The sequence below is a fragment of the Marihabitans asiaticum genome, assembly GCF_007828725.1.
Classification (GTDB): domain Bacteria; phylum Actinomycetota; class Actinomycetes; order Actinomycetales; family Dermatophilaceae; genus Marihabitans; species Marihabitans asiaticum.
Genome location: NZ_VIUW01000003.1, coordinates 229,066 through 252,520 on the forward strand (window position 1 = coordinate 229,066; position 23,455 = coordinate 252,520).

The 23,455-nt window shown below is 72.6% G+C and carries 19 protein-coding genes and 1 riboswitch; of the genes, 15 read left to right on the forward strand and 4 right to left on the reverse strand.

Going from position 1 to position 23,455, the window contains the following annotated elements; genetic code table 11:
* Positions 1–33 precede the first annotated feature (33 nt).
* On the forward strand, positions 34–957 hold the full coding sequence (locus FB557_RS09225; RefSeq protein ID WP_144857325.1) for a proteasome assembly chaperone family protein: 924 nt from the start codon (positions 34–36) through the stop codon (positions 955–957).
* Between the two features lie 20 nt (positions 958–977).
* Here the strand turns inward: FB557_RS09225 and FB557_RS09230 are convergent, their stop codons facing one another.
* Positions 978–2,720 carry a DNA polymerase gene (locus FB557_RS09230; RefSeq protein WP_246074634.1) on the reverse strand — a complete coding sequence of 581 codons (1,743 nt, stop codon included), beginning with the start codon at positions 2,718–2,720 and terminating at the stop codon, positions 978–980.
* Between the two features lie 122 nt (positions 2,721–2,842).
* On the opposite strand from FB557_RS09230, the gene FB557_RS09235 reads away from it, so the two are divergent.
* The 6 genes from FB557_RS09235 to FB557_RS09260 all read left to right on the forward strand — a co-directional run bounded on the left by FB557_RS09235 (position 2,843) and on the right by FB557_RS09260 (position 8,979).
* Entirely contained in the window at positions 2,843–3,586 is a 744-nt protein-coding gene (locus FB557_RS09235; protein WP_246074636.1) for an EcsC family protein, read from the forward strand.
* Positions 3,587–3,678: 92 nt separating this feature from the next.
* A complete protein-coding gene (locus FB557_RS09240) occupies positions 3,679–4,059 on the forward strand; it encodes a YkvA family protein (RefSeq protein WP_144857327.1) in 381 nt (126 codons plus the stop codon).
* Between the two features lie 108 nt (positions 4,060–4,167).
* On the forward strand, positions 4,168–5,259 hold the full coding sequence (locus tag FB557_RS09245) for a DUF4192 domain-containing protein (RefSeq protein WP_144857328.1): 1,092 nt from the start codon (positions 4,168–4,170) through the stop codon (positions 5,257–5,259).
* Between the two features lie 129 nt (positions 5,260–5,388).
* Positions 5,389–5,499: riboswitch (SAM riboswitch) on the forward strand.
* A 14-nt stretch (positions 5,500–5,513) separates the two neighbouring features.
* Positions 5,514–6,683 (forward strand): homoserine O-acetyltransferase MetX, encoded by a 1,170-nt coding sequence (gene metX, locus FB557_RS09250; protein ID WP_144857329.1) that lies wholly within the window; start codon positions 5,514–5,516, stop codon positions 6,681–6,683.
* A 38-nt stretch (positions 6,684–6,721) separates the two neighbouring features.
* Positions 6,722–7,123, forward strand: coding sequence for a universal stress protein (locus FB557_RS09255; protein ID WP_144857330.1), 402 nt, complete (start codon positions 6,722–6,724; stop codon positions 7,121–7,123).
* A gap of 191 nt (positions 7,124–7,314) precedes the next feature.
* A complete protein-coding gene (locus FB557_RS09260) occupies positions 7,315–8,979 on the forward strand; it encodes an RNA polymerase sigma factor (protein ID WP_144857656.1) in 1,665 nt (554 codons plus the stop codon).
* Between the two features lie 4 nt (positions 8,980–8,983).
* Here FB557_RS09260 and FB557_RS09265 read toward each other — a convergent pair whose 3' ends face one another.
* The 3 genes from FB557_RS09265 to FB557_RS09275 are packed head-to-tail and all read right to left on the reverse strand — an operon-like array spanning position 8,984 to position 13,486.
* The gene (locus tag FB557_RS09265; RefSeq protein ID WP_144857331.1) at positions 8,984–11,269 is read right to left on the reverse strand and encodes a transglutaminase TgpA family protein; all 2,286 of its coding nucleotides are present in this window, start codon (positions 11,267–11,269) and stop codon (positions 8,984–8,986) included.
* Positions 11,266–12,492, reverse strand: coding sequence for a DUF58 domain-containing protein (locus tag FB557_RS09270; RefSeq protein WP_144857332.1), 1,227 nt, complete (start codon positions 12,490–12,492; stop codon positions 11,266–11,268). Before FB557_RS09270 ends, FB557_RS09265 begins: the two co-directional genes overlap by 4 nt.
* Positions 12,493–12,502: 10 nt before the next feature.
* Positions 12,503–13,486 (reverse strand): AAA family ATPase, encoded by a 984-nt coding sequence (locus tag FB557_RS09275; RefSeq protein ID WP_246074638.1) that lies wholly within the window; start codon positions 13,484–13,486, stop codon positions 12,503–12,505.
* A gap of 313 nt (positions 13,487–13,799) precedes the next feature.
* Between FB557_RS09275 and mraZ the strand changes: the two genes are divergently transcribed.
* The 8 genes from mraZ (at position 13,800) to murD (ending at position 23,450) form a co-directional block, all read left to right on the forward strand.
* Entirely contained in the window at positions 13,800–14,231 is a 432-nt protein-coding gene (gene mraZ / locus FB557_RS09280; RefSeq protein ID WP_144857333.1) for a division/cell wall cluster transcriptional repressor MraZ, read from the forward strand.
* A gap of 158 nt (positions 14,232–14,389) precedes the next feature.
* Positions 14,390–15,379 (forward strand): 16S rRNA (cytosine(1402)-N(4))-methyltransferase RsmH, encoded by a 990-nt coding sequence (gene rsmH, locus FB557_RS09285; RefSeq protein ID WP_246074640.1) that lies wholly within the window; start codon positions 14,390–14,392, stop codon positions 15,377–15,379.
* The gene (gene ftsL, locus FB557_RS09290; RefSeq protein WP_144857335.1) at positions 15,376–15,963 is read left to right on the forward strand and encodes a cell division protein FtsL; all 588 of its coding nucleotides are present in this window, start codon (positions 15,376–15,378) and stop codon (positions 15,961–15,963) included. The genes rsmH and ftsL overlap by 4 nt, the downstream gene beginning before the upstream one ends.
* Positions 15,964–16,143: 180 nt before the next feature.
* Complete coding sequence (locus FB557_RS09295) at positions 16,144–17,931, forward strand: peptidoglycan D,D-transpeptidase FtsI family protein (RefSeq protein WP_144857336.1); 1,788 nt, start codon at positions 16,144–16,146, stop codon at positions 17,929–17,931.
* A 50-nt stretch (positions 17,932–17,981) separates the two neighbouring features.
* Positions 17,982–19,487 (forward strand): UDP-N-acetylmuramoyl-L-alanyl-D-glutamate--2,6-diaminopimelate ligase, encoded by a 1,506-nt coding sequence (locus FB557_RS09300; RefSeq protein WP_246074642.1) that lies wholly within the window; start codon positions 17,982–17,984, stop codon positions 19,485–19,487.
* On the forward strand, positions 19,484–20,893 hold the full coding sequence (locus FB557_RS09305; RefSeq protein ID WP_144857338.1) for a UDP-N-acetylmuramoyl-tripeptide--D-alanyl-D-alanine ligase: 1,410 nt from the start codon (positions 19,484–19,486) through the stop codon (positions 20,891–20,893). The genes FB557_RS09300 and FB557_RS09305 overlap by 4 nt, the downstream gene beginning before the upstream one ends.
* Positions 20,890–21,969 carry a phospho-N-acetylmuramoyl-pentapeptide-transferase gene (gene mraY / locus FB557_RS09310; RefSeq protein WP_144857339.1) on the forward strand — a complete coding sequence of 360 codons (1,080 nt, stop codon included), beginning with the start codon at positions 20,890–20,892 and terminating at the stop codon, positions 21,967–21,969. Before FB557_RS09305 ends, mraY begins: the two co-directional genes overlap by 4 nt.
* Positions 21,966–23,450, forward strand: coding sequence for a UDP-N-acetylmuramoyl-L-alanine--D-glutamate ligase (gene murD, locus FB557_RS09315; protein WP_144857340.1), 1,485 nt, complete (start codon positions 21,966–21,968; stop codon positions 23,448–23,450). The genes mraY and murD overlap by 4 nt, the downstream gene beginning before the upstream one ends.
* Positions 23,451–23,455 lie beyond the last annotated feature (5 nt).

Consider the following 23,455-nt stretch of genomic DNA (forward strand, 5'->3'; position numbering starts at 1 on the left):
AATGACCGTCCACCCCGACGAGGAGGCACCACCGTGACCGACCCCATGGACCTCTACCGCTTCGAGGTCGACGTGGAGCCCGCCGCGCTGACACCCGGACCGATGATCGTCGCCTTCGACGGCTTCATCGACGCCGGCGGCGCGCAGAAGATCCTCGTCGAGCACCTCCTGTCCGGCGAGGACGCCCGCGTCGTCGCCTCCTTCGACCTCGACTCGCTCATCGACTACCGCGGTCGCCGTCCGGCGCTGGTCTTCGAGGCCACCCGCTACACCTCCTACGAGGACCCGGCGCTGCTGCTCTACCTGCTCACCGACCGCGAGGGCGAGCCCTACTACCTGCTCACCGGCCCGGAGCCGGACTACCGGTGGGAGGCCGTCATCATGGCGGTCACCGACCTCATGCGCCGGCTCGGGCTCACCCTCGTCGTCCAGGCGCACGGCATCCCCATGGCGGTGCCGCACACCCGTCCGATCGGGATGACCGCTCATGCCACCGACGAGCGCCTCATCGGTGACCGCAAGCCGGTCTTCGGGACCGTCCAGGTCCCGGCGGGGCTGACCAGCCTGCTCGAGCTGCGCCTCGGTGAGGCTGGCTTCGACGCCGTCGGCTTCTCGATCCACGTCCCGCACTACCTCGCCGGCGCCGCCTTCCACGACGGCGCGATCGCCGCGCTCAACGCGATCGTCGACGCGACCGGCCTCAACCTGCCCAACGACGCCCTCGTTCAGGCGGCGGGGGAGAACCGGCGGGCGATCGAGAAGGAGGTCGCCGAGAACGCCGAGGTCGGCGAGGCCGTGCAGGCCCTCGAGCAGCAGTACGACGTGCACCTGCGCGGGCTCGAGCGCCCCAGCCTGCTCGCCTCGGAGAGCGACGACATCCCGACGGCCGACGAGATCGGCGCCGAGTTCGAGGACTTCCTGCGCACCGTCGACGACGAGGACGCCAGCGGCAGCTGACGAAGGGGGATCCGCGCCGCCTAGTCCTTGGCCTCGGACCAGCGGCGCACCACGCTGACGTCGGCGACGAAGCGCACCCTGTCGTGGCCCACCCACCGCCGTGAGCTCGCGGCGAGCGCCTCGTGCACGACGTCGGCGCACCGCTGCGCCTGCTCCTGCCGCACGTGCACGAGCAGCTCGTCGTGCAGGCAGAGCACGACCTGGGCGTCGAGGTCGCGGACGCTCTCGCGCACCGTCACCGCCCACGCCTTGAACAGCTCGGCGGCCGAGCCCTGGATCACCGCGTTGCGGGCGAAGCGACCCCGGGCCCGGGCGAGGGACTGACGCTGGTCGGCACCAAGCCGCTCGCTCTGCTCCGGCAGGTTGGTCCGCACCAGGCGGCCGCCGACGGTCCAGACCGGCATGCCCCCTTCGCCTCGGCGTTGGGCGTGGTCCAGCAGACGCATGGCGACCGGGTACTCGCGCTCCAGGCCCCGCAGCGCCTCGCCGGCCGCCCCGCTGCGCTGGCCGTACATCGCGGCGAGCACCGCGACCTTGGCGACGCTGCGGTCCGACCCGAGTCGCTGCGCCACCGGGAGGTAGAGGTCCTCGGCGAGCGTCGCGGCCGCGAAGGCCTCGTCGCCGCTCACGGCCGCAAGGACGCGGGGCTCGACCTGGCCCAGGTCGGCGCGCACGATCAGGTGCCCGGGAGCCGCGGCCACGCCCGGACGCAGCTCGCTGGGCAGGCTGTGCAGCCCCGCCTGGGCGGTCATCCGGCCGGCCGCCCCGTCGCACGCCGACCAGGCACCCCGCAACCGGTCGTCGGGCCCCACGTGCGCGTCCAGCCAGCGCCACCCGTAGGTGGTCGCGATCCGCTCCCGGCGGCGCCAGTCGAGCAGGGCGGGGATCACGCGGTGGCGGTCGGCGTGCTGCTCCAGGACCCACTTGCGGGTGCTCGGCACATCGACGCCGGCGGTCGCGAGGAGCTGGCGCACCGAGGCCGGGTTGCGCAGGTCGACCCGCCCGATGCCGGGTACCGCCTCGAGGACGGAGCGGTCGCGGTCCGCTCGGCGTGCGAGCTCGTCCCGCTCGGTGATCGGGCGGGCCCCGGCAGAGCGGGTGATGAGCTCCTCGAGGACGGGGCGGTCGATCGGCAGGCCGTCGCGCTCGAGCTCCACGGCGAGCACCGCAGCCGCCGACTCGCTGTGACAGGTCGCGATCGCCCGCGGACCTCGCTGCTGCAGCGCCTCCCGCTGCGCGTGGGCGACCTGGACCGCCGCCACGGCCCAGGCACCGGCCTCCTCGAGCGTGGTCAGGGTGGAGTGGTCGACCTCGGCGCGCAGGTACCCGTCGCGGCGTACCGGCCACACCGGCCCACCGGGCGAGGCCGTCCTCGACGGCTCGGTCTCGCCGCCGTCCTCGCCTTCGTCGAGCAGGGCGAAGAGGTCGGTGCGAGGAGGTGACGGGAGGGTGCCGAGGTCCAACCCGCGCGCGGCGGCCCAGCACCGGTGCGGGTCGGCGCGCAGGCCGCCGTGCAGCAGCCGGTGCGCCTCGGCGACCGACCATGTGCGCGGCAGGGGAAGGCGCGCGAGGATCAGCGGGCGCAGCTCGTCGGCAGACCACGTCACCCAGCGCGTCGTCGGTGTCAACCGGGTGATGAGTGCCTCGACCTCGGAGCGGCCGGTCGCCATCGACGTCGCGCCGTCGGTCTCGACGACGGCGACCCCACCGGCGTCCGGCAGCAGGGCGAGGCCGCGCCACCGGGGCGCCGACGATGTCGTCACCGGGCCACCTTAGGGCGCAGCTGCGCCCCCTTCGCTCGCGGTCGACGTCGCAGTCATCGTGGCAGGATGCCTCCGACGGGCGAGGTCCTCCTCGCCGCAACGACCCCGACGAAGGGACACCTGTGGGCTTCATCTCCGACACGCTCGGCTTCGGCAAGGAGCAGAAGAAGCAGGTGCAGCAGACCCGCACCGCCCTCGAGCAGGCGCGCGAGCCGCAGGACCAGGGGGCCCTCAGCTCCAGCGTCTCCAAGCTCGTCGAGAACCTCCTCGACACCGGGATCGACGGCAAGGGTCCCTTCGACTCGGCGACCAAGGTCGCCGACGCGGCGCGAGCCAAGCACGGAGGCGACGTCGAGAAGGCGGTCGACGAGGTCGTCGGCGATCACCTCAAGCTCGTCGCCGCCAGCGGCTTCGTGACCAACCTCGGCGGCTTCATCACCCTGCCGGTGGCGCTGCCCGCCAACGTCCTTGGTTTCTACCTCCTCGCCACCAGGATGGCGGCAGGTGTGGCCCGGCTGCGTGGCTACGACATCACCGACCCGCACATCCGCTCCGCGGTCCTCCTCTCGCTCGTCGGTGCCGACAACCAGGACCTCCTCGCCAAGGCCGGGATGGTCGCCCCGACCGGGCGACTCACGAGCCTGGCCGCGCAGAAGCTGCCCGGGCCGGCCCTCATGGTGGTCAACAAGGCCGTCGGCTTCCGGATCCTCTCGACGGCGGGCAAGAAGACCTTTTCCCGATTCGGCCGGTCCATCCCGCTCGTCGGCGGCGCCGTCGGGGCCGGCCTCGATGGCTGGCTGATGAAGCAGCTCGGTGACCACGTGCGCACCGAGTTCCCGCCGCAGGGGGGCGCCCCAGGCGCCTGAGCCGGCCGGGCCGGTGGGAATCGGCGCGCAGTCGACGACGTTGGACCAGACAGAGACGTTTGCCGCCGATCCGCCGACAAGGAGCCGACGCAATGGCCCGACGACGCAACCAGGCCCGGTCCGCAGCCCACCTCGCCCGCGCGGTGCGCGGTGCGTCGGCGCCCGGGTCGCCGAGCCTGGGCCAGCGCCTCGCCGCGCTCCCACGGATGATCCGCGCGGTACGGGCCGGCGAGTACACCGGGATGAGCAACACCCGACTGCTCACCCTGCTCCTCGGGCTCGGCTACGTCATCTCGCCGGTCGACGTCGTGCCCGAGGGTCTGCTGCTCGTCGTCGGTCTCGTCGACGACGCGGTCGTCCTGTCCTGGCTGGCGGTGGCCCTGGTCCAGGAGACCGAGCAGTTCATCGCCTGGGAGCAGGGAGTGCGCGGCGGGGTCGGGCAGCCCATCCCCGGCGAGGTCGTGCCCGACTGATCGTCCGCCGGGCCGCGTCATCCACAGGTTGGCGGCGGACCTCCTCGATCTCCACAGCCCCGCTGTGAGGTGGGCGAGCGGGCGCCACGCGAGACGAGCGTGGCCTGCATGGCACCCACTTCTGTCACCAGTCCCGCCGACCTGGCGGTCGTCGTCCCCTACCTGCTCGGGTTCCACCCACGGCGCTCCCTCGTCCTCGTAGCGGTCCGTGGCAACCAGCTCGGGCTGCTCCAGCGGATCGACCTGCCCGAGCGCGACGAGGCGGGTGAGGTCGACCTCGAGCGCATGGCCAGGCAGCTGGTCGCCCGGGCCTGCCGCGACGGCGCCAGCCACATCATCGCCATCGCCTACGAGACCTCGCCGCAGGAGTCCCGCCGGACGGTCCGCGCGGTCGTCCGGAGCGCCTCGCGGTCGGTTCGCGCGGTGACCTCAGGGGTGGTGCGGGACGGCCGGTGGTACCCGGACGGGGGAGGGAAGGCGAACCGGGTCGGATACCCCCTGCCGGACCCCGAGAGGGTGCCCGCCGTCGCCGAGCTGATCCTCGAGGGCATGGCCGCGCTCCCGGACCGCTCCGACATCGCCGACCACGTAATCCCTGGGCGTGGGCCGCGGGTCGACGAGGTGGCCTCGCTCCTCGCGGAGCCGCCCGCGCAGACCGGCCCGGCCACGCCCGCGCGGTGGGCTGAGGTGTGGCGGCGAGTGCTGTCACCGCGAGGCCTGTCGTCCCGCGGCGTCGGTACAGGGCTTCACGGCCTGGGGGCGGACATCACCGTCGACGACCTCGTCGAGGTGATCCGCTCCCTCGAGGACACCATGTGGCGCGACGCCCTGATCGCCGTGCTGTGCCCGACGAGCGGCACGGCAGCGCTGCTCGCCGAGCTGCCGCTCGAGGCCGCGGGTGCCGCGGCCTGCGCCTGTGCCTGGATCACCGGACGCGCCGAGGGGCCGGCCTCGGCCGACGACGGGGAGGTGCTCGACCTCCCGTCGGCGCTCTCGGTGCTCGTCGCGGTCCTCGGCGAGATCCCGGCTGAGCGCTCTGCTCCGCTGCTCACCGTCATCGCCCACCTCGCCTGGTGGTCGGGGTCGGGCGCGCTCGCCGCGTGCGCGTTGGACGAGGCCCGTCGGCACGACCCGGAGTACCGGCTCGCCGTGCTGCTCCAGGGCCTCGTCGACCACGGTGTGCGCCTTCCGGCGGCCTGACGGCGCAGGAGGTGGGTCGGCGGCCGACGACCGGCGGGCGCTTCGCCGTGACGGCGCGCGTGGTCACATCGTGGAACTCGTCGTCGGTGCCGTTGGCCCCGGTCGTGGGGGCCGATATAGTTCACGGCAGGTCATGAGCTCCAGCGACAAGCCCCGGCTGGCTGGACGGCAACCCTCCTCGCGATGGGGTGCCCCGGGTGATGACCGGGCCGCATCGCAGTGGTGCGGCAAGGCGAGACCCCGGGAGCATCCCCATGAGTGTGACGTCAGTGGACCCTCGACCCACGTCAGCGTGGCTCCCGGGTGACGACCCCGGTGATCGTCTCTTCTGCCAGCTCGGCGCGCTCGACCTCGAGGGCGGCGACCGGCTACCGGAGCTGCAGATCGCCTACGAGACGTGGGGCCGGCTCGCTCCAGACGGGTCCAACGCGGTCCTGATCGAGCACGCCCTGACCGGTGACAGTCACGTCGTCGGCGAGGCATCGCCGGGACACCCCTCTGCCGGCTGGTGGGAGGGCATCGTCGGCCCGGGCGCGCCGATCGACACCGATCGCTGGTTCGTCGTCGCCCCGAACGTCCTCGGGGGATGCCAGGGCTCCACCGGACCGAGCAGCCCGGCTCCGGACGGTGAGGCGTGGGGTGGCCGATTCCCTCAGATCACCGTGCGCGACCAGGTGGCGGCCGAGGTCGCCCTGGCCGACCGGCTCGGCATCGACCGGTGGGCAGCCGTCGTCGGCGGCTCGATGGGCGGCATGAGGGCGCTGGAGTGGGCTGTCGGCCACCCCGAGCGGGTCGCCCGTGCGGTCGTCCTCGCGAGCACGGCCTACGCCACCGCCGAGCAGATCGGGTGGTCCGCACCTGCGCTGATGGCCATCCGCACCGACGGCCACTTCGCCGGGGGCGACTACTACCGCCAGCCCGTCGGTCCGGACGCCGGGCTGACCATCGCCCGGCAGATCGCGCACGTCACCTACCGCAGCGAGCTCGAGCTGCATGACCGCTTCGGACGCAGGCCGCAGTCGCCACTGACTGATCAGGGCGACGGGCAGTTCGCGATCGAGAGCTACCTGGCCCACCACGGGGCCAAGCTCGCCGGCCGGTTCGACGCGAACTCCTACGTCGTGCTCACCGAGGCGATGAACTCCCACGACATCGGACGCGGACGGGGCGGTCTTCGGAGCGCGTTGGCGAGATTCGGTGGCGAGCTGACCGTGGTCGCGGTGGACAGCGACCGGCTCTACCCGCCTCGGTTGAGCGAGGAGATCCAGGCCGCGCGGCCGAGCACCCGGCTGCTCACCGTGACGAGCCGGTGCGGGCACGACGGATTCCTCACCGAGAGCGACCAGGTCGGCGCGATCCTCGCCAAGGCTCTCGTACCCGGGGCCGGGCGTGATCTGCGCCAAGGGGCACCCGGTGCGGTGTAGCGTCAAGTCATCACCTGGCGCCTGAGGAGGAGCACACCATGACGATCGTCGTCGGATACGTCGCCACCAAGGAGGGGCACGCCGCCCTCGACCGCGCGGTGGCAGAGGCCAAGCTGCGGGAGCTCCCGCTCGTGGTGATCCACTCGGACCGTGGCGGCTCGGCCCTGACCGGCGACCACGCCGCGCAGCAGGAGAAGGTCCTGCAGGAGGTCCAGGCTGACCTGGCCGACTCCGGTGTCGAGGTCACCGTCCGGGGGCTGGTCCGGGGCAAGGAGCCCGCCGAGGACCTCATCGCGGTCGCGGAGGAGACCGATGCGGCGCTCATCGTCATCGGCCTGCGTCGCCGGACCCCGGTCGGCAAGCTCATCCTCGGATCCAACGCCCAGCGGGTGCTTCTCGATGCGCCCTGCGCCGTCCTCGCGGTCAAGGCAGAAGCGTAACTCCGGGCTCCACCGGGGGAGCGGGCTCGGCCGCTTTCGGGCTCCGGGGTGCGCGGATTTATAATGGTGGTAAGCCCGAGGCCGGGCCAAGTACCACAGCCCCGCCACGGAAGGTTGCATCACGCGTGTCGCCTCGCACTGCAGCGTCTGAGCCGTTGCCACGTGAGTTCGGCCACGACGCGATCCAGACGATGTTCCGCAAGGGGCGGGCCACCGGGCAGGTCACAGACGAGGACGTGGCAATCGCGATCCGCGACGCGGGGCTCACCCCGCGCCGCGCACGCGTGGTGCTGGCGACGTTGACAGAACAGGGAATCGAGGTTCACGTGCCCCAGGACGCACCGAAGAAGACGACCGGCGGGTCTGCCACGACGGGTCGGAAGTCGACGGCTGCCTCTGCGTCGAAGACGGCCGAGACCACCACGAAGAAGACCGCCGCGAAGAAGACCACGGCGAAGAAGACCCCCGCGAAGAAGGCTCCCGCGAAGAAGACCACGGCGAAGAAGAGCGCGCCGGAGCAGAAGGCCGCAGCGACCAAGGCTCCCGCGAAGAAGGCAGCACCGGCGAAGACCGCGGCCACGAAGGCGGCGCCGGCGAAGAAGGCCGCGACGAAGAAGGCGAGCCCCACCAAGTCCGCCGCCCGCGCCGCCAGCCCGGCGAAGAAGGCCCCGGCCAAGAAGACCGCCGCGACGAAGGGCGCCGGCACCGCGAAGACGGCTGCGAGCGCAGCCCCGGCTGCGGACGACGCCGACGAGCCATCGGAGCCGAGCGAGGACGAGCCGGCGGACGACAGCGACGACGTGGAGTCCGAGGAGCAGGAGCCGGCCAGCCCCGAGCCGACCAAGGCGGTCAAGAGCGAGAACGACAACAGCGACGAGAACGTCGGCTTCGTCCTCTCCAACCGAGACGACGACGACGCCCCGGCGCAGCAGGTCGTCACCGCGGGGGCCACGGCCGACCCGGTCAAGGACTACCTCAAGCAGATCGGCAAGGTCGCCCTGCTCAACGCCGAGCAGGAGGTCGAGCTCGCCAAGCGGATCGAGGCGGGTCTCTTCGCCGAGGAGAAGCTCGCCTCCGGCGAGAAGGTGACCGACAAGCTGGGCCGCGAGCTGTGGTGGATCGCCCAGGACGGCAAGAACGCCAAGAACCACCTGCTCGAGGCCAACCTGCGCCTGGTCGTCTCCCTGGCCAAGCGGTACACCGGCCGCGGCATGCTCTTCCTCGACCTGATCCAGGAGGGCAACCTCGGCCTGATCCGCGCGGTCGAGAAGTTCGACTACACCAAGGGCTACAAGTTCTCGACGTACGCGACGTGGTGGATCCGTCAGGCGATCACTCGGGCGATGGCCGACCAGGCCCGCACCATCCGCATCCCGGTGCACATGGTCGAGGTCATCAACAAGCTGGCTCGGGTGCAGCGGCAGATGCTCCAGGACCTCGGGCGCGAGCCCACTCCGGAGGAGCTGGCCAAGGAGCTGGACATGACCCCGGAGAAGGTGGTCGAGGTCCAGAAGTACGGCCGCGAGCCGATCTCGCTGCACACCCCGCTCGGCGAGGACGGCGACTCCGAGTTCGGCGACCTCATCGAGGACTCCGAGGCGGTCGTCCCGTCGGACGCGGTGAGTTTCACCCTGCTCCAGGAGCAGCTGCACAGCGTGCTCGACACCCTCTCCGAGCGTGAGGCCGGCGTGGTGTCGATGCGGTTCGGCCTGTCCGACGGCCAGCCGAAGACCCTGGACGAGATCGGCAAGGTCTACGGCGTCACGCGCGAGCGGATCCGCCAGATCGAGTCCAAGACGATGAGCAAGCTGCGGCACCCGAGCCGCTCTCAGGTGCTGCGCGACTACCTGGACTGATCGCCTACCTGGACCGAGTCCGGCGCCGCCCACCCGCCGCACTCCGGGCCGTCGCGGCTCCACGGGCCAGCGCGGAGGTTCCGCGACCCGGCAGCTCGCGCCACCAGGCGCGTGCCGATGTCGGCGCGAGGGCAGCCTGCACCCGACGGGAGCGGGACCGACCGCGGCGGACCCGCTGGACGACCCGGTCGACGTCGTGGCCGATGTCGGCGACGGGCGCCCCGGGCGGGGCGTAGCGGGCGCGCTCCACGGCGCCGACGATGGCGCCCATCCGCTCGGCGTTCGCGCTGCTCACCCCAGGGTGGCCCATCAGGTGTCGGCCGGACTGGCGTGGTGTCGCGCCCACCGGTGCCTCGACCCCCAGGTCCGCGAGCTCGGTGAGGAGACGGGCCCACTCCCGCTCGACCCTCTCGGCGGGGTCCACCTCTCGCCGCCGCGACCGCTCGCGCAGGACGAGCGCGGTCAGCGGCAGCACCCCGAGGAGGACGGCGATACCGAGCACGACGAGGAGGGGTCGCGCCCACGCCACCCCGGTGCGCTCGTCCGACGTCTGCGCTGCGGCGTCAGGGTCGCTCTCCTCGGTGCTCGGCGAGCTGGTGGAGCTCGTCGTCGAGGTCGAGCTCGACTCGACCTCGGCCCGCTGGATCGAGTAGCCCGGCACGTTCGCCGCTCGCCCGCCCGGGGTCGGCTCGAACCGCAGCCATCCCACGCCCGGGAAGTACAGCTCGGGCCAGGCGTGCGCGTCCGCGGCTCGCACGACGCGACCGCCGTCGACGTCCGAGGTCCCGGGGAGGAAGCCGACGACGAAGCGGGCGGGGATTCCGTGGGCCTGCGCGAGGTGGACCATGGTCGCGGCGAACTGCTGGCAGTAGCCCTGCTTGGTTCGCAGGAAGCGGCTGACCGGGTGCTCCCCGGGCAGACCCGGCTGCAGGTCGAGATCGTAGGAGAACTCGTCCCCGCGCAGATAGCTCTGGATCGCCTGCGCCGCCTCGAGGTCGCTGGACCCGGGGTCGACGATCGTGTCGAGGACCGCTCGGAGCTCGTCGGCGATCTGCGGGTCCACCTCGCCGGTCGTCGGTGACGGCCCACCGTCGCCGATGAGCCCGAGCACGGCCTCGGTGTCGTCGAGCGGCTCGACGTAGTCCACCTCGTAGGTGCGGCCGGCGCTCTGCGCGCGGGCCACGCCGTTCTGGTCCAGGGTCCAGCTCTCGACGTCGCCCCGCACAGCCACGGTGGCGAAGGGGGAGGGCAGCTGCGGCGCGAGCACGAGGTTCTCCACGAACCGGGTCGTCCAGCTCTCCTCCTGCGACGTCTCCACCCCGAGCGCGGCGAGATCGCCGGGCGGTACGGAGGACGTCGCCTCCTGCGGGATGCTCGCGCGGCCGTTGGCGAAGTCCTCGGCCACCCCGACGCGAAGGGGGGGAGGAGTCGGGTCGTCGGTCTCGTACCGGATGACCGGTGCCGGGTCCGGGTCCTCCAGGGAACGCCGCAGATCGATCTCGCTGGACAGCGAGATCTCGCCGCGACCGGGAGCTGGGCCCTCGCGGCCGCTGCGAAGCCCTTCGCCGAAGGCATAGGGGGACAGGTGCGGGATGACACCGGGCACGAAGAGGGCGAGCGCGAGGGCCATGGCTGCCAGCCCGACGCCCTGCCGGGTGTGGTCGCGGCGCACCCGCTCCTCGTGGTCCTCTCCGGACCTGCCGGCGAGCATCGTCACCCAGCGCATCACCCCGGCACGCGAGTGCGCGACGACCATCGTCATCCACAGCGCCGCGGGCAGGACGAAGAAGGCCCAGTGCAGCGGGTCGGTGGAGTTCGCGGCCGACACCGCGAAGACGGCGCCGATCGGGATGCCGGCGGCGACCGGGGCATCGCCGGTCGCCGCGGCGAGGTCGGCGGTGATGGCCACCATGCCGATGACCAGGGCCAGGGAGAACGCGACGCCGTCGTTCATCGGGGCCGGTGCGGCGGAGCCGGTGATGGTCTCGCGAGACTGCTCCATGAGCGCCACCGCCGCTCTCGCGGTCTCGGGGGTGGGGAGCAGGAGCACCAGGGTGGCGCGGGCGAAGTCGAGCGCCAGGGTGAGACCCAGCGCGAGCATCTGCCCCAGCAGCAGGACCAGCGCCGACCGGGTGAGCAGACGCATCAGCACGCCGGTGACCACGACCACCGCGACCGCGAGGACGACGTGGTGGAACCACCCTGGCCCGTCGAAGAGGGTGCGAAGGGGGAGGGCCGCGGCGAGCACGGCCAGGCCGGCCAGCGCTGCGGTGGGGACCGACCGGGTCATCGGGTCCCCCCAACGGCGGGCACGGGGTCGCCCACCAGCTCGGCCCACAGGTCCTCGACCCGATCGCCGAGATGCACGTCCAGGGCCCGCCACCCTCCGCCGATCAGCAGGTGCGTCGTCGGGCTCGACCGCCCGTCGCCCGTGCCGAGCACCGTAGGGTCGATGACGAGCGCGAGGCCCCGGCCCGCGGCGGTGAGCGCCCGGCCCTCGACCTCGCTCAGCGGGCCGACCACGGCGATGGTGCTCGCGCCGCCGTAGGAGCCCAGCTCTGCGGCGGACTCGGTGAGGGAGTCCGCGGTGGCTGCCGAGCACTGCTGTACCACCGCCAGCGCCTCGAGCGTCTCCTCGATCGAGGGCAGTGGCGCCAGCGCCAGGTGCGCGGGGTCCGAGGTCGCGAGGTAGGTCTCGACCTCCTCGGCCAGCAGGTGCACCGCGATCGAGGCGGCGGCCGACACCGCCCACTCGAAGGAGTCACCCGCTGCGCTGCCGGTGTGCACCGCGGCGCGGTTGTCGAGGAGGACCAGCGCGCGCGTGCGGCTCGGCTGATCGTCCTGTCGGACCATCATCGCTCCGGTCCGCGCCGTGGAGGGCCAGTGGATCCGGCGCAGGTCGTCTCCCTGCCGGTACTCGCGCACCCCGACGTCGCTCTCGCCGTGGAGGCTGAGCTGCGCCGTCGCGGGGGTCTCGCCTCCGGCTCCGGGTCGGGAGCGCGGCATGCTCGTGAGCCGGACGGTGCGAGGCAGCACGGTCACGGCGCTGCTCCCGGACAGCCGGCCGGAGCGGACCGCCAGACCGAACGCATCGCTGGCCCGGACGGTCAGCGGACCGAGCTGGTGGCGCCCCCGGAGCTCGGAGCGGATGGGATAGGTGACCCGCCGGTGCTCGGCGGCCGCGATCCGCGGGACGAGCATCCTCGGCCGGTCCCCGAGGGCGTGGCCGACCTCCTCCTCTGCCTGCAGCATCGCGGTCGTGCTCCGGCCGACGTTGTGGAGGTCGAGGGTCACGCTCGCCCCCTCGCCCGGGGCCACGGTCGCGGGGGAGACCTGGCGCTCGAGCGCGAGGGAGAGCGGGCGGGCGACGAGCAGCCGGGCGATGAGGGCGAGCCCGAGCAGGAGGACCCCGACGCGGGTCAGGTCCGGTACGCCGAGCAGGACGCCGGCGAGGACCAGCGCGGCCCCGAGTGCCAGGACGAGGCGCCCGCGCAGGGTCAGGCTCGAGCCCATGCCGCGCCGCTCACCGGCCGCCGGGGACCCGCGTCCGCTGGACGAGGTCGGCGATGACCCGCTCCGGCGTCTGCCTCGCGACGTGCGCCTCGCTGCTCAGCAGGATGCGGTGGCTGAGCACGGCCTGCGCCAGGGCCTGGACGTCGTCGGGCAGCACGTGGTCACGCCCGCGCAGCGCTGCCCGTGCCCTCGCGGCGCGCAGCAGGTGCAGCGTGGCACGGGGCGACGCGCCGAGCCGCACCGCGCTGCTCGTGCGGGTCGCCGCGGCGAGGTCGACGACGTACTGCCGGGCGGCGGGGGAGGCGTGCACCCGGCGGACGGTGCGGATCAGTGCGGCGACCCCCTCGGCGTCCGTCACGGGACGGACCTCCTCCAGCGGGGAGGCGGACCCGTGGTGATCGAGCATCGCCATCTCGGCTCGGGCGTCGGGGTAGCCGACGGAGACCCGGGCCATGAAGCGGTCGCGCTGGGCCTCCGGCAGCGGGTAGGTGCCCTCCATCTCGACCGGGTTCTGGGTCGCCATGATGATGAAGGGGTGGGGTAGCGCATAGGTCGTGCCGTCGACCGTGACCCGGTGCTCCTCCATGCACTCCAGCAGGGCGGACTGTGCCTTGGGGGAGGCACGGTTGATCTCGTCACCGACGACGACGTTGGCGAAGACCGCGCCGGGGCGGAACTCGAACTGCCGATCGTCCTGGTTGAAGACGCTAACCCCGGTGATGTCGCTGGGGAGCAGGTCTGGGGTGAACTGGATCCGCCGCATCGAGGTGTCCAGGGCCCTCGCGAGCGTCTTGGCGAGCATCGTCTTGCCGACGCCGGGCACGTCCTCGATGAGCAGGTGCCCCTCGGCGAGGAGGACGGTGACCGCCGCATCGATCACCTCGTCCTTGCCCTCGATGACCGAGCGCATCGCCTCGACCAGGGCGCCGGCGACCTGGGCCACCTCGTCGAGATCGCCCTGGCTGGGGGCACTGGGCTGCAGCTGGGTGGTCACCGGACTCCTCTCGGGGTGCACTCCTGCGTGCCCCACATTGCTCCCCCCGACCCTACGGCCCCGGGCCGCCCGGTGGCGTCGTCGCGGATGCGAGGTTGCGAAGGGGGTGAAGGGGTCGAAAGGGCGCCGCAAGCCGCGTCGTGCGCAGAAAGTCGCTCCACTTTGCACCACCGCGAGAAATCAGGGCTTCACCGACGAGAAACTGCGTTCTTGCGGTCATCGGATGGTGGTGTAGGGAGCAATAGTGGAGTAAAGTGGAGGACATCGGGACGCACTGGCGTCGCCTGGGTCGAGTCGGTTGGGAGGTGCTCCGGTGTTTCTCGGTACCCACACGCCTCGGCTGGACGACAAGGGGCGCCTCTTCCTCCCGGCCAAGTTCCGTGATCGCCTGGCGAACGGACTGGTCGTCACCCGCGGGCAGGAGCGCTGCCTGTACGTCTTCCCCCTCGACGCCTTCACCGAGATCGCCACCGCGATGCAGAAGGCTCCGACGTCGAGCAAGGCGGCGCGGGACTACATGCGTGTCTTCCTCTCCGGCGCCTCCGACGAGATCCCCGACAAGCAGGGGCGGGTGACGATCCCCACCGCGCTGCGCGAGTACGCCGGCCTGAGCCGCGACTGCACCGTGATCGGCGCCGGGAACCGCGTCGAGGTCTGGGACGCCGAGGCCTGGGCGTCCTACCTCGAGGCCACCGAGCAGGCCTTCTCCGACCAGTCCGAAGAGGTGATCCCGGGACTCATGTGACCGCTGCTGGGCCCTGGCCTCCAGCCGAGCCGACGCCGACGCGTCTTCCCCCGCGCCGGACCGGTCCGGATGGGGACCAGGACCCAGCAGCCCCGGGAGCACCGCAGACACCCATGACCGACACACCCGAGCCGATGCCCCCGAAGGAGGCAGCCCCGATGCGTACCCCCGCGGAGCGGCACGTGCCGGTCATGCTCGGTCCCGTCCTGGACCTCCTCGGCCCCGTCCTCACCGACGGGGCCGTCCATGTCGACGGCACCCTCGGCATGGGGGGACACGCCGAGGCGGTGCTGCAGCGACACCCCGGCGTCCGGGTCGTCGCGATCGACCGCGACCCGCTGGCGCTCGACCTGGCCAAGGGGCGGCTCGCCCCCTTCGCCGACCGGGTCAGCTACGCCCACGCGACGAACGACGAGCTGCCCGAGGTCCTCGACGACCTCGGGCTGGACACGGCCAGCTCGATGTTCTTCGACCTCGGCGTGAGCAGCGTCCAGCTGGACGAGCCCGACCGTGGCTTCGCCTACGCCCAGGACGCACCGCTGGACATGCGGATGGACCCCGGCGCGGAGCTGACCGCCGCCGACGTGCTCAACGACTACGACGAGCGCGAGATCGCCCGGGTCCTGCAGGAGTACGGCGAGGAGCGGTTCGCCCGGCGGATCGCCCGAGCCGTGGTCCGCGAGCGGGAGGTCACCCCCTTCGCCCGCTCCGCCCGACTGGTCGAGCTGCTCCGCGCCGCGATCCCCGCGGCCGCCCAGCGAAGCGGCGGGCACCCGGCGAAGCGGACCTTCCAGGCGCTGCGGATCGAGGTCAACGCCGAGCTCTCCGTCTGGTCCCGGGCGATGCCACGAGCGCTGGACCGCCTCGCCGTCGGCGGACGGATCGCCGTCCTGTCCTTCCACTCCCTCGAGGACCGGATCACCAAGCGAGGACTGACCGCTGGCGCCACGTCGAGCGCACCCGCCGACCTCCCGGTCGAGCTCGAGGAGCACGCCCCCGAGCTGCGGCTGCTCACCCGAGGGGCGGGCCGGGCCGACGCCGACGAGCTCGCCGCCAACTCCCGCTCCGCCTCTGCACGCCTTCGAGCCGCCGAACGCATCCGCCCACCCCGCACCACGCCGCCTGGCACCGGAAGGACCCCGCGATGAGCCAGCTCTCCACCGCGACCACTGTCGCCCGTCGTCCCAGCACCCAGGGCAGCCGCCGGTCCGGCCGCGACCTGCGCGTGCTCACCGCCGCCGACGCCACGGGCTCCCCGTGGTTCCCGGTGCTGCTCGTGAGCCTGCTCCTCGCCGGGCTGGCCGCCCTGCTGGCGCTCAACACGGCGATGGCCAAGGACTCCTTCGAGGCCGGGCGGCTCGAGGCGCGCTCGGCCGAGCTGTCCGAGACCCGGGAGGCGCTGGTCCAGGACGTCAACGCGCAGTCCGCGCCGCAGGCGCTCGCCGCCCGGGCCGGCGCGCTCGGGATGGTCCCCTCTGACGCGGCGGCCTTCGTCGACCTGGAGCAGGGCGCGGTGCTCGGCGTGGCGAAGGCCGCGGAGAAGCCGGACGGATTTACCGTGGACGCGGCCGCCTCGGCGTCGGGGAGCACCGCCCCGGGCGCGCCGGCCGACGATGAGGAGGGCAGCACGGCGGGCGAGGCGAAGGGGGCGCAGAAGGACGACAAGGGCACCAAGGACAAGGGCACCAAGGCCGACGGCGCAGAGAAGAAGGGTCCGCAGGACGCGGACTGACCCACCGACCCACCACCGCACGCACCCCGACGGATCCCCGGAGCGATCAGGACAGGAGAGCACGTGAGCCAGCGGCGTCCCTCCTCGACGGCTACCCGGCCGCGCCCGACCCGCGCGAGTGCGCCCCCACCCCGGACCGCGGCCCCGGCCCCGCCACGACCGGGCAACCCACGCCCGCGGATGCGCCTGCTCATGGTGGCCGCGCTCATCGTGCTCAGCCTCTTCGCCGCGCAGCTCGTGCGGATCCAGGGCATCGACTCGGCGGAGGTCGCCCGCGACGCCTTGCGTCAGCGGACCCTGAGCGAGGCGATCCCCGCCCAGCGAGGGACGATCTACGACGCCCACGGGACCGTGCTCGCCGCCTCGGCCGAGCGGCGCCGCGTCGTCGTGGACCAGAGCGCCGTGCCCGAGTACACGCGTACCGAGGGGGAGAAGCAGGTCAAGGTCGGCGTCGCCGGCGCCGCGGAGGAGCTGGCCGGGTTGATCGGCAAGGAGGAGGGCGAGGTGCGGACGGCGCTGACCGGGGACCGGCGCTACACCATCCTCGCCCCGAACATCTCGCCGCTGACCTGGCGCAAGATCAGTGCCCTGGGGATCCCCGGCGTCTACAGCGAGCGCGCGACCCAGCGCACCTACCCGCAGTCCACGACGGTCGCGAGCCTCGTCGGCTTCGTCCAGCCGCACGACCAGAGCGCCGGCGGGGGCCTCGAGCTCATGCTCGACGACACCCTCAAGGGTCAGCAGGGCGAGGCGACCTACGAGATCGCCCAGGACGGCAGCCGCCTCCCGAGCGCGGACTCCGCCGGCAGCTCGGCCCGGCCGGGCAAGGACGTCCGCCTGACCATCGACAACGACGTCCAGTGGTACGCGCAGAACGCGCTGGCGGCGAAGGTCGAGGAGACCGATGCGCTGTCCGGCACCGTCGTCGTGATGCGAGTCGACACCGGCGAGCTGGTCGCGCTGGCCAGCTACCCCACCTTCGACCCCAACAACATCGGCGACGCCGACGGAGTCTTCGCCAACCTCGCCTTCAGCGACGTCTTCGAGCCCGGCTCGACGAGCAAGATCATGACGGTGGCCGCGGGGCTCGAGGAGGGGACGATCACCCCCGACAGCCCGATGATCATCCCCGACCACCTCCAGCGCTACGACGCGACGCTGCGCGACTCCCACCCGCACCCGGTGGAGTACCGGACCGTCGGCGGCGCGCTGGCCGAGTCCAGCAACGTCGGCATGATGCTCATCGGCGAGACGCTGGAGCCGCGGACCATGGAGAGCTACTTCCGGGGGTTCGGCCTCGGGTCAAAGACCGGGCTCGGCTTCCCCGGCGAGTCGGCCGGGCTGCTGCCCGCGGCCGACAAGTGGGACGGCGTGCAGCGGTACACGGTGACCTACGGGCAGGGGCTCTCGACGACCGCGGTGCAGGTCGCCGGGGTCTTCCAGACCATCGCCAACGACGGCGTGCGGGTCACCCCGAGCCTGGTGGCGGCGACGTCGGACGGCGAAGGGGGGTGGACCCCCGCTCCCGCCGGCAAGCGGACCCAGGTGGTCTCCAAGGACACCGCCCGGTCGGTCAACCGGATGCTCGAGGGCGTCGTGACCGAGCAGGGCACCGCACCCAAGGCCCAGATCGAGGGCTACCGGGTCGCGGGCAAGACCGGTACCGCGGACCGATACGACGAGGAGGCGGGTGGCTACTCCGGCAAGACCGCGAGCTTCATCGGCTTCGCCCCCGCGCAGGACCCCGAGCTCGTGGTCGCCGTCATCGTGCAGCGACCGATCAAGGGGTACTTCGGAGGTCAGGTCGCGGCCCCGGTCTTCAAGGACGTCATGACCCACGCCCTGCAGGCGGAGAAGGTGCCGCCGTCGCCGATCGAGGGTGACCCGATCAAGACCAGCCTGGACGAGAAGCCCGCGGAGGACACCCCCGGGCTGCTACGTGACCGGGGCAACCCGGGCGCGAGGTAGGGTCGCCGGTCGTGCCATACCCCCGCCCTGAGGGGCTCACCCCGACAGCCGTGACCGACATCGCTCGGGTCGCCGGTGCCACCTCGCCGACGACGCAGGCCGCCGTCTCCGGGGTCAGCCTGAGCTCGCTCGCGGTCCAACCCGGTGACCTCTACGCCGCCCTTCCCGGCGCGAACGCCCACGGCGCGCAGTTCGTGGTCCAGGCCGCAGCGGCCGGCGCCGCAGCGGTGCTGACCGACGAGCGGGGAGCGAGACTGGTGCACGAGTCCGGGGTGGACCTGCCGACGATCGTCGTCGAGGACCCCCGAGCAATCCTCGGGGCGGTCGCGGCGATCGTGTACGGGACCGCGCTGCCAGCCGGACCGGGTATCCGCGCGGTCGGCATCACCGGAACCAACGGCAAGACCACCACCGCCTACCTCCTCACCAGCGCCCTCGAGGCCATGGGTCGGCGCGCCGGCCTGATCGGGACCGTGGAGACGCGGGTCGGCGCTGATCGGGTGCCGAGCGCGCGCACCACCCCGGAGAGCCCGGACCTGCACGCCCTGCTCCGGGTGATGTCCGACCGTGCGGTGCAGGACTGCGTGATGGAGGTGAGCAGCCACGCCCTCGTGCTGCACCGCGTCGACGAGGTCGTCTTCGACATCGCGCTCTTCACCAACCTCAGCCAGGACCATCTCGACTTCCACGCCGACATGGAGGACTACTTCGCCGCGAAGGCCTCGCTCTTCACGCCCGCACGGTCCCGCCAGGGCGTGGTCTGCGTCGACGACACCTGGGGCGCCCGACTGGCCGAGCAGGCCGAGGTCCCCGTGGTGACGCTCGCCTCGACGAGCGACACGCCGGCCGACGTCGTCCTCACCGAGGTCGACGGCAGCGACTTCCGTCTCGTCGGAGAGGTCGCCGGTACCGCTGTGGACCTCGCCCTGCGCAGCCATCTGCCCGGCAGCTTCAACCGCACCAACACGGCCATGGCTGCCACCGCGCTGCTGCTCGCCGGGCACGACCCCGAGACGGTCGGCGCGGCCGTTCTCGAGCGCCCCGTCGTGCCCGGTCGGATGGAGCTGGTCCCCGCCCCCGAGAGCTCGAGCGGGGAGGACCTTCCTACGGTCGTGGTCGACTTCGCGCACACCCCGGACGCCGTCGCCTCGGCGCTCGCGGCGCTGCGCGAGGACGCCGGCGGCGCCCTGGTCGCCGTGATCGGCGCCGGTGGCTCCCGCGACCCCGGCAAGCGTCCCGCGATGGGTGCCGCAGCGGCCGCCCATGCCGACCTCGTCGTCGTCACCGACGACAACCCGCGAGCCGAGTCCCCGGAGGCGATCCGCGCCGCCCTCGTCGACGGTGCCCGCCGCGGCCCCGGCGAGGTCGTCGAGGTCGCCGGCCGTCGTGCCGCGATCGCCCACGCTCTGCGCGCCGCGCGTCCGGGCGGCACCGTCGCCCTGCTGGGCAAGGGGCACGAGAGTGGACAGGAGATCGACGGCGTGACCACCCCCTTCGACGACCGGCAGGTGGCCGCCGACGAGCTCGTCGAGCTGATCAGGGAGACGGGGTCATGATCGCTCTCACGCTGGCCGAGCTGGCCGAGATCACGGCGGGCGAGCTGCACGGCGACGCCGAGGTCATTCTCGACGGACCCGTCGTCACCGACGCCCGGGAGGCCGAGACGGGGAGCCTCTACATCGCCCGGGTCGGCGAGCACGCCGACGGTCACGCCTACGTCGACCAGGCCGCCGAGCGCGGCGCGGCCGCCGCGCTGACCACCAGGGCCGTCGACGGGCTGCCGTGCGTGGTCGTCGAGGACACCCAGGCGGCGTTCGTCGCCCTCAGCAGAGCGCTCCTGGAGCGGGTCGAGGGCCTGCACGTCATCGGGATCACCGGGTCCTCGGGCAAGACGAGCACCAAGGACCTCCTCGGCTCGGTGCTCGCCGCCGACGGCGAGACCATCGCCCCGCAGGGCTCGTACAACTCCGAGGTCGGGGTGCCCCTCACGGTCTGCCGGGTCACCGAGAGCACCCGCCACCTCGTCGTGGAGATGGGTGCCCGAGGCGGCGGTCACGTCGAGTACCTCACCCGCATCGCCCCTCCGCAGGTCGGCATCGTCCTCAACGTCGGGCACGCCCACGTCGGCGAGTTCGGCTCGCTCGACGCGGTCGCGACGGCGAAGTCCGAGCTGGTCCGCGCACTCCCGCCGGACGGACTCGCCGTGCTCAACGCCGACGACCCGCGGGTCCGCGCGATGGCGCAGGTAGCGCCGTGCCCGGTGCTGCTCGTGGGGGAGTCCGCCGACGCGGACGTCCGCGCGAGCGCGGTGACCCTAGACGAAGGGGGCCGACCCACCTTCGCCGTGCACGCCCCCTTCGGCACCGCTCAGGTCACCCTCCCGCTCGTCGGGAGGCATCACGTGGGCAACGCCCTCGCCGCGCTCGCGGCGGCGCACGCTGCCGGGATGCCGCTCGAGAGCATCGCCCGGGCGATGGCCACCGCCCACCCGACCAGCCGGTGGCGGATGGAGGTCACCGAGCGTCCCGACGGGGTGCGGGTGGTCAACGACGCCTACAACGCCAACCCCGACTCGATGGCCGCCGCGCTGCGCGCCATGGTGACGATGAACTCGCGGCGGGGCGCCGACGACCGGCCTGGGCGGTGCGTCGCGGTGCTCGGCGCCATGCTCGAGCTCGGGCCGGAGTCGCCGACCTTGCACCGCGAGGTCGGTGAGCTCGCCGGCGAGCTCGGCATCGACATCGTCCTCTCGGTCGGCGACGAGGCCAGGTCCATTGCCGAGGGCGCTCGCAGTGCCGGGGTGGCCCAGGTAGACGAGGTCGGGGACGTTGATGCAGCCCACCGCGCGCTGTCCGGGCTGCTCCGATCAGGCGACGTGGTGCTGCTGAAGTCCAGCCGCGACGCCGGGCTACGGTTCCTCGGGGACAGGCTCGCCACGGAGTCCATGGAGGTCACGGAGTGAAGGCAGTACTCATCGCGTCCGTCGTCTCCCTCGTGGTGGCGCTCTTCGGCACACCGATGTTCATCAAGTACCTCGTGCGCCAGGGGTACGGGCAGTTCATCCGCGACGACGGCCCCACGAGCCACCACACCAAGCGCGGTACGCCGACGATGGGCGGCGCGGTGATCATCGCGGCCACCCTGATCGCCTATGCGGCCGCCCACCTGCTCACCTGGTCCGCACCCACCGCCAGCGGCATCCTCGTCCTGCTGCTCATGACGGGGCTAGGGGCGGTCGGCTTCGCCGACGACTACATCAAGATCAGCAAGCAGCGCAGCCTCGGGCTGCGCTCCCACCAGAAGCTCATCGGGCAGACCGCCGTCGGGGTGATCTTCGCCGTGCTCGCCCTGCAGTTCCCCAACGAGGCGCTGCGCACCCCGGCCTCGACCCACATCTCCTTCGCCCGAGACCTCCCGCTCGACCTCGCCTTCGCCGGACCGGCGTTGGGGATCGTGCTCTTCGTGCTCTGGGCCAACCTGATGATCGCGGGGACGAGCAACGGCGTGAACCTCACCGACGGGCTCGACGGCCTGGCCACCGGCGCGTCGGTCATGGTCTTCGCCGCGTACGTCCTCATCTCGATCTGGCAGTTCAACCAGAACTGCCAGACCACCCCCGGCATCGCCTGCTACGACGTCCGAGATCCGATCGACCTGTCCGTGGTCGCCGCCGCTGGCATGGGTGCCTGCTTCGGGTTCCTGTGGTGGAACGCCTCGCCGGCCAAGATCTTCATGGGCGACACCGGCTCGCTCGCCCTCGGCGGCGCGCTCTCGGGCCTGGCGATCCTCACCCGGACCGAGCTGCTCATCGTCATCCTCGGCGGGCTCTTCGTCGTCATCACCCTCTCGGTGATCATCCAGGTCGCCTCGTTCAAGACAACCGGCAAGCGGGTCTTCCGGATGGCGCCGCTGCAGCACCACTTCGAGCTGCTCGGGTGGCAGGAGGTCACCATCGTCATCCGCTTCTGGATCATCGCCGGGCTCTTCGTCGCCCTCGGTCTCGGGCTCTTCTACGCCGAGTGGGTGGTCGGGGCATGAGCGCTCCCACGGCCCGGCTGGGCGGCCTGACCCACCGCGACGCGGACTGGTCTGGTCTGCGGGTGCTCGTGACCGGCCTGGGCGTCTCCGGGTTCGCTGCGGCCGACGCCCTGCTCGAGCGCGGTGCAGAGGTGAGCGTCGTCGACGGCAAGGCGGCACCGGACGGCTCCCCGCTCGCACAGCGGGCGACGATCCTCGAGGTTCTCGGCGCGAGGATGTACCTCGGGGAGCAGGCGGGCGAGGTCGAGATCGATCCCGGCATCGACGTCGTCGTCACCTCTCCGGGGTGGCCGCCGCACCAGCGCCTCCTCGCCCGCGCTGCCGAGCTCGGCATCCCGATCTGGGGAGAGGTCGAGCTGGCCTGGCGCATGCGCCCCGAGAGCGGCGGCGCCCCGTGGCTGACCCTTACCGGGACCAACGGCAAGACGACCACTGTCCAGATGCTCACCTCGATCCTCCAGGCCTCGGGGCTGCGGGCCTGCGCCGCCGGCAACGTCGGCACCCCGATCCTCGAGGCCGTGCTCCACCCCGAGCCGTACGACGTCATCGCCGTCGAGCTGAGCAGCTTCCAGCTGCACTGGCAGGACTCGGTGCGCCCCCTCGCCTCGGCGTGCCTGAACATCGCGCCCGACCACGTCGACTGGCACGGCTCGTTCGAGGAGTACCTCGCGGCGAAGGGCAAGGTCTACGAGGGCACCGAGGTGGCCTGCGTCTACAACGTCGGCGATGTCGCGACGCGCACGCTCGTCGAGCGGGCCGACGTCGTCGAGGGCTGCCGGGCGATCGGCTTCACCCTGGGCTCTCCAGCGCCATCGATGCTCGGCCGGGTCGAGGACGTGCTCGTCGACCGCGCCTACGTCCCGGACCGGGCCCACCAGGCCGCCGAGCTCGCTACGGCGGCCGACCTCGGAGCGGACGGGCTCCCCGTCCCCGACCACGTCGTCGCCAACGCACTCGCCGCAGCGGCGCTGGCGCGGGCCTGCGGGGTCCCCCCGCACGCCGTGCAGGAGGGCCTGCGCGCCTGGCGGCCCGACGAGCACCGCATCGCCCACGTCCGCACCGTCGACGACGTCCACTGGGTGGACGACAGCAAGGCGACCAACCCGCATGCCGCAGCCGCGTCGCTGCGCGCCTACGAGCGGGTGGTCTGGGTGGCCGGAGGGCTCCTCAAGGGCGCCGACGTCGACGAGCTCGTGCGGGACAACGCCGACCGGCTCCGCGCGGTCGTGCTCATCGGGGCGGACCGCCAGCAGATCGCCGACGCGATCGAGCGACACGCGCCGGATGTCCCCGTGCTCGACATCGCCGCCACCGACACTGAGGCGATGGACCTCGTCGTCCGCCAGGCCGCCGCAGCCGCCCGCCCGGGTGACGTGGTTCTCCTGGCACCGGCGGCGGCGTCCATGGACATGTTCGAGAGCTACGCGGCGCGCGGCGACGCCTTCGCCCGGGCCGTGCACCGGCACTACGACCAGGGGTGAGCCAC

Excerpts from the sequence above, each read along its gene's own strand:
- FB557_RS09295 (WP_144857336.1), top strand. The coding sequence starts at position 16,144 with ATGCGCCTGCTCATGGTGGCCGCGCTCATCGTGCTCAGCCTCTTCGCC.
- rsmH (WP_246074640.1), top strand. The coding sequence starts at position 14,390 with ATGCGTACCCCCGCGGAGCGGCACGTGCCGGTCATGCTCGGTCCCGTC.
- FB557_RS09305 (WP_144857338.1), top strand. The coding sequence starts at position 19,484 with ATGATCGCTCTCACGCTGGCCGAGCTGGCCGAGATCACGGCGGGCGAG.
- FB557_RS09260 (WP_144857656.1), top strand. The coding sequence starts at position 7,315 with ATGTTCCGCAAGGGGCGGGCCACCGGGCAGGTCACAGACGAGGACGTG.
- FB557_RS09240 (WP_144857327.1), top strand. The coding sequence starts at position 3,679 with ATGGCCCGACGACGCAACCAGGCCCGGTCCGCAGCCCACCTCGCCCGC.
- FB557_RS09245 (WP_144857328.1), top strand. The coding sequence starts at position 4,168 with ATGGCACCCACTTCTGTCACCAGTCCCGCCGACCTGGCGGTCGTCGTC.
- FB557_RS09270 (WP_144857332.1), bottom strand. The coding sequence starts at position 12,492 with ATGGGCTCGAGCCTGACCCTGCGCGGGCGCCTCGTCCTGGCACTCGGG.
- FB557_RS09265 (WP_144857331.1), bottom strand. The coding sequence starts at position 11,269 with ATGACCCGGTCGGTCCCCACCGCAGCGCTGGCCGGCCTGGCCGTGCTC.
- murD (WP_144857340.1), top strand. The coding sequence starts at position 21,966 with ATGAGCGCTCCCACGGCCCGGCTGGGCGGCCTGACCCACCGCGACGCG.
- metX (WP_144857329.1), top strand. The coding sequence starts at position 5,514 with ATGAGTGTGACGTCAGTGGACCCTCGACCCACGTCAGCGTGGCTCCCG.
- ftsL (WP_144857335.1), top strand. The coding sequence starts at position 15,376 with ATGAGCCAGCTCTCCACCGCGACCACTGTCGCCCGTCGTCCCAGCACC.
- FB557_RS09255 (WP_144857330.1), top strand. The coding sequence starts at position 6,722 with ATGACGATCGTCGTCGGATACGTCGCCACCAAGGAGGGGCACGCCGCC.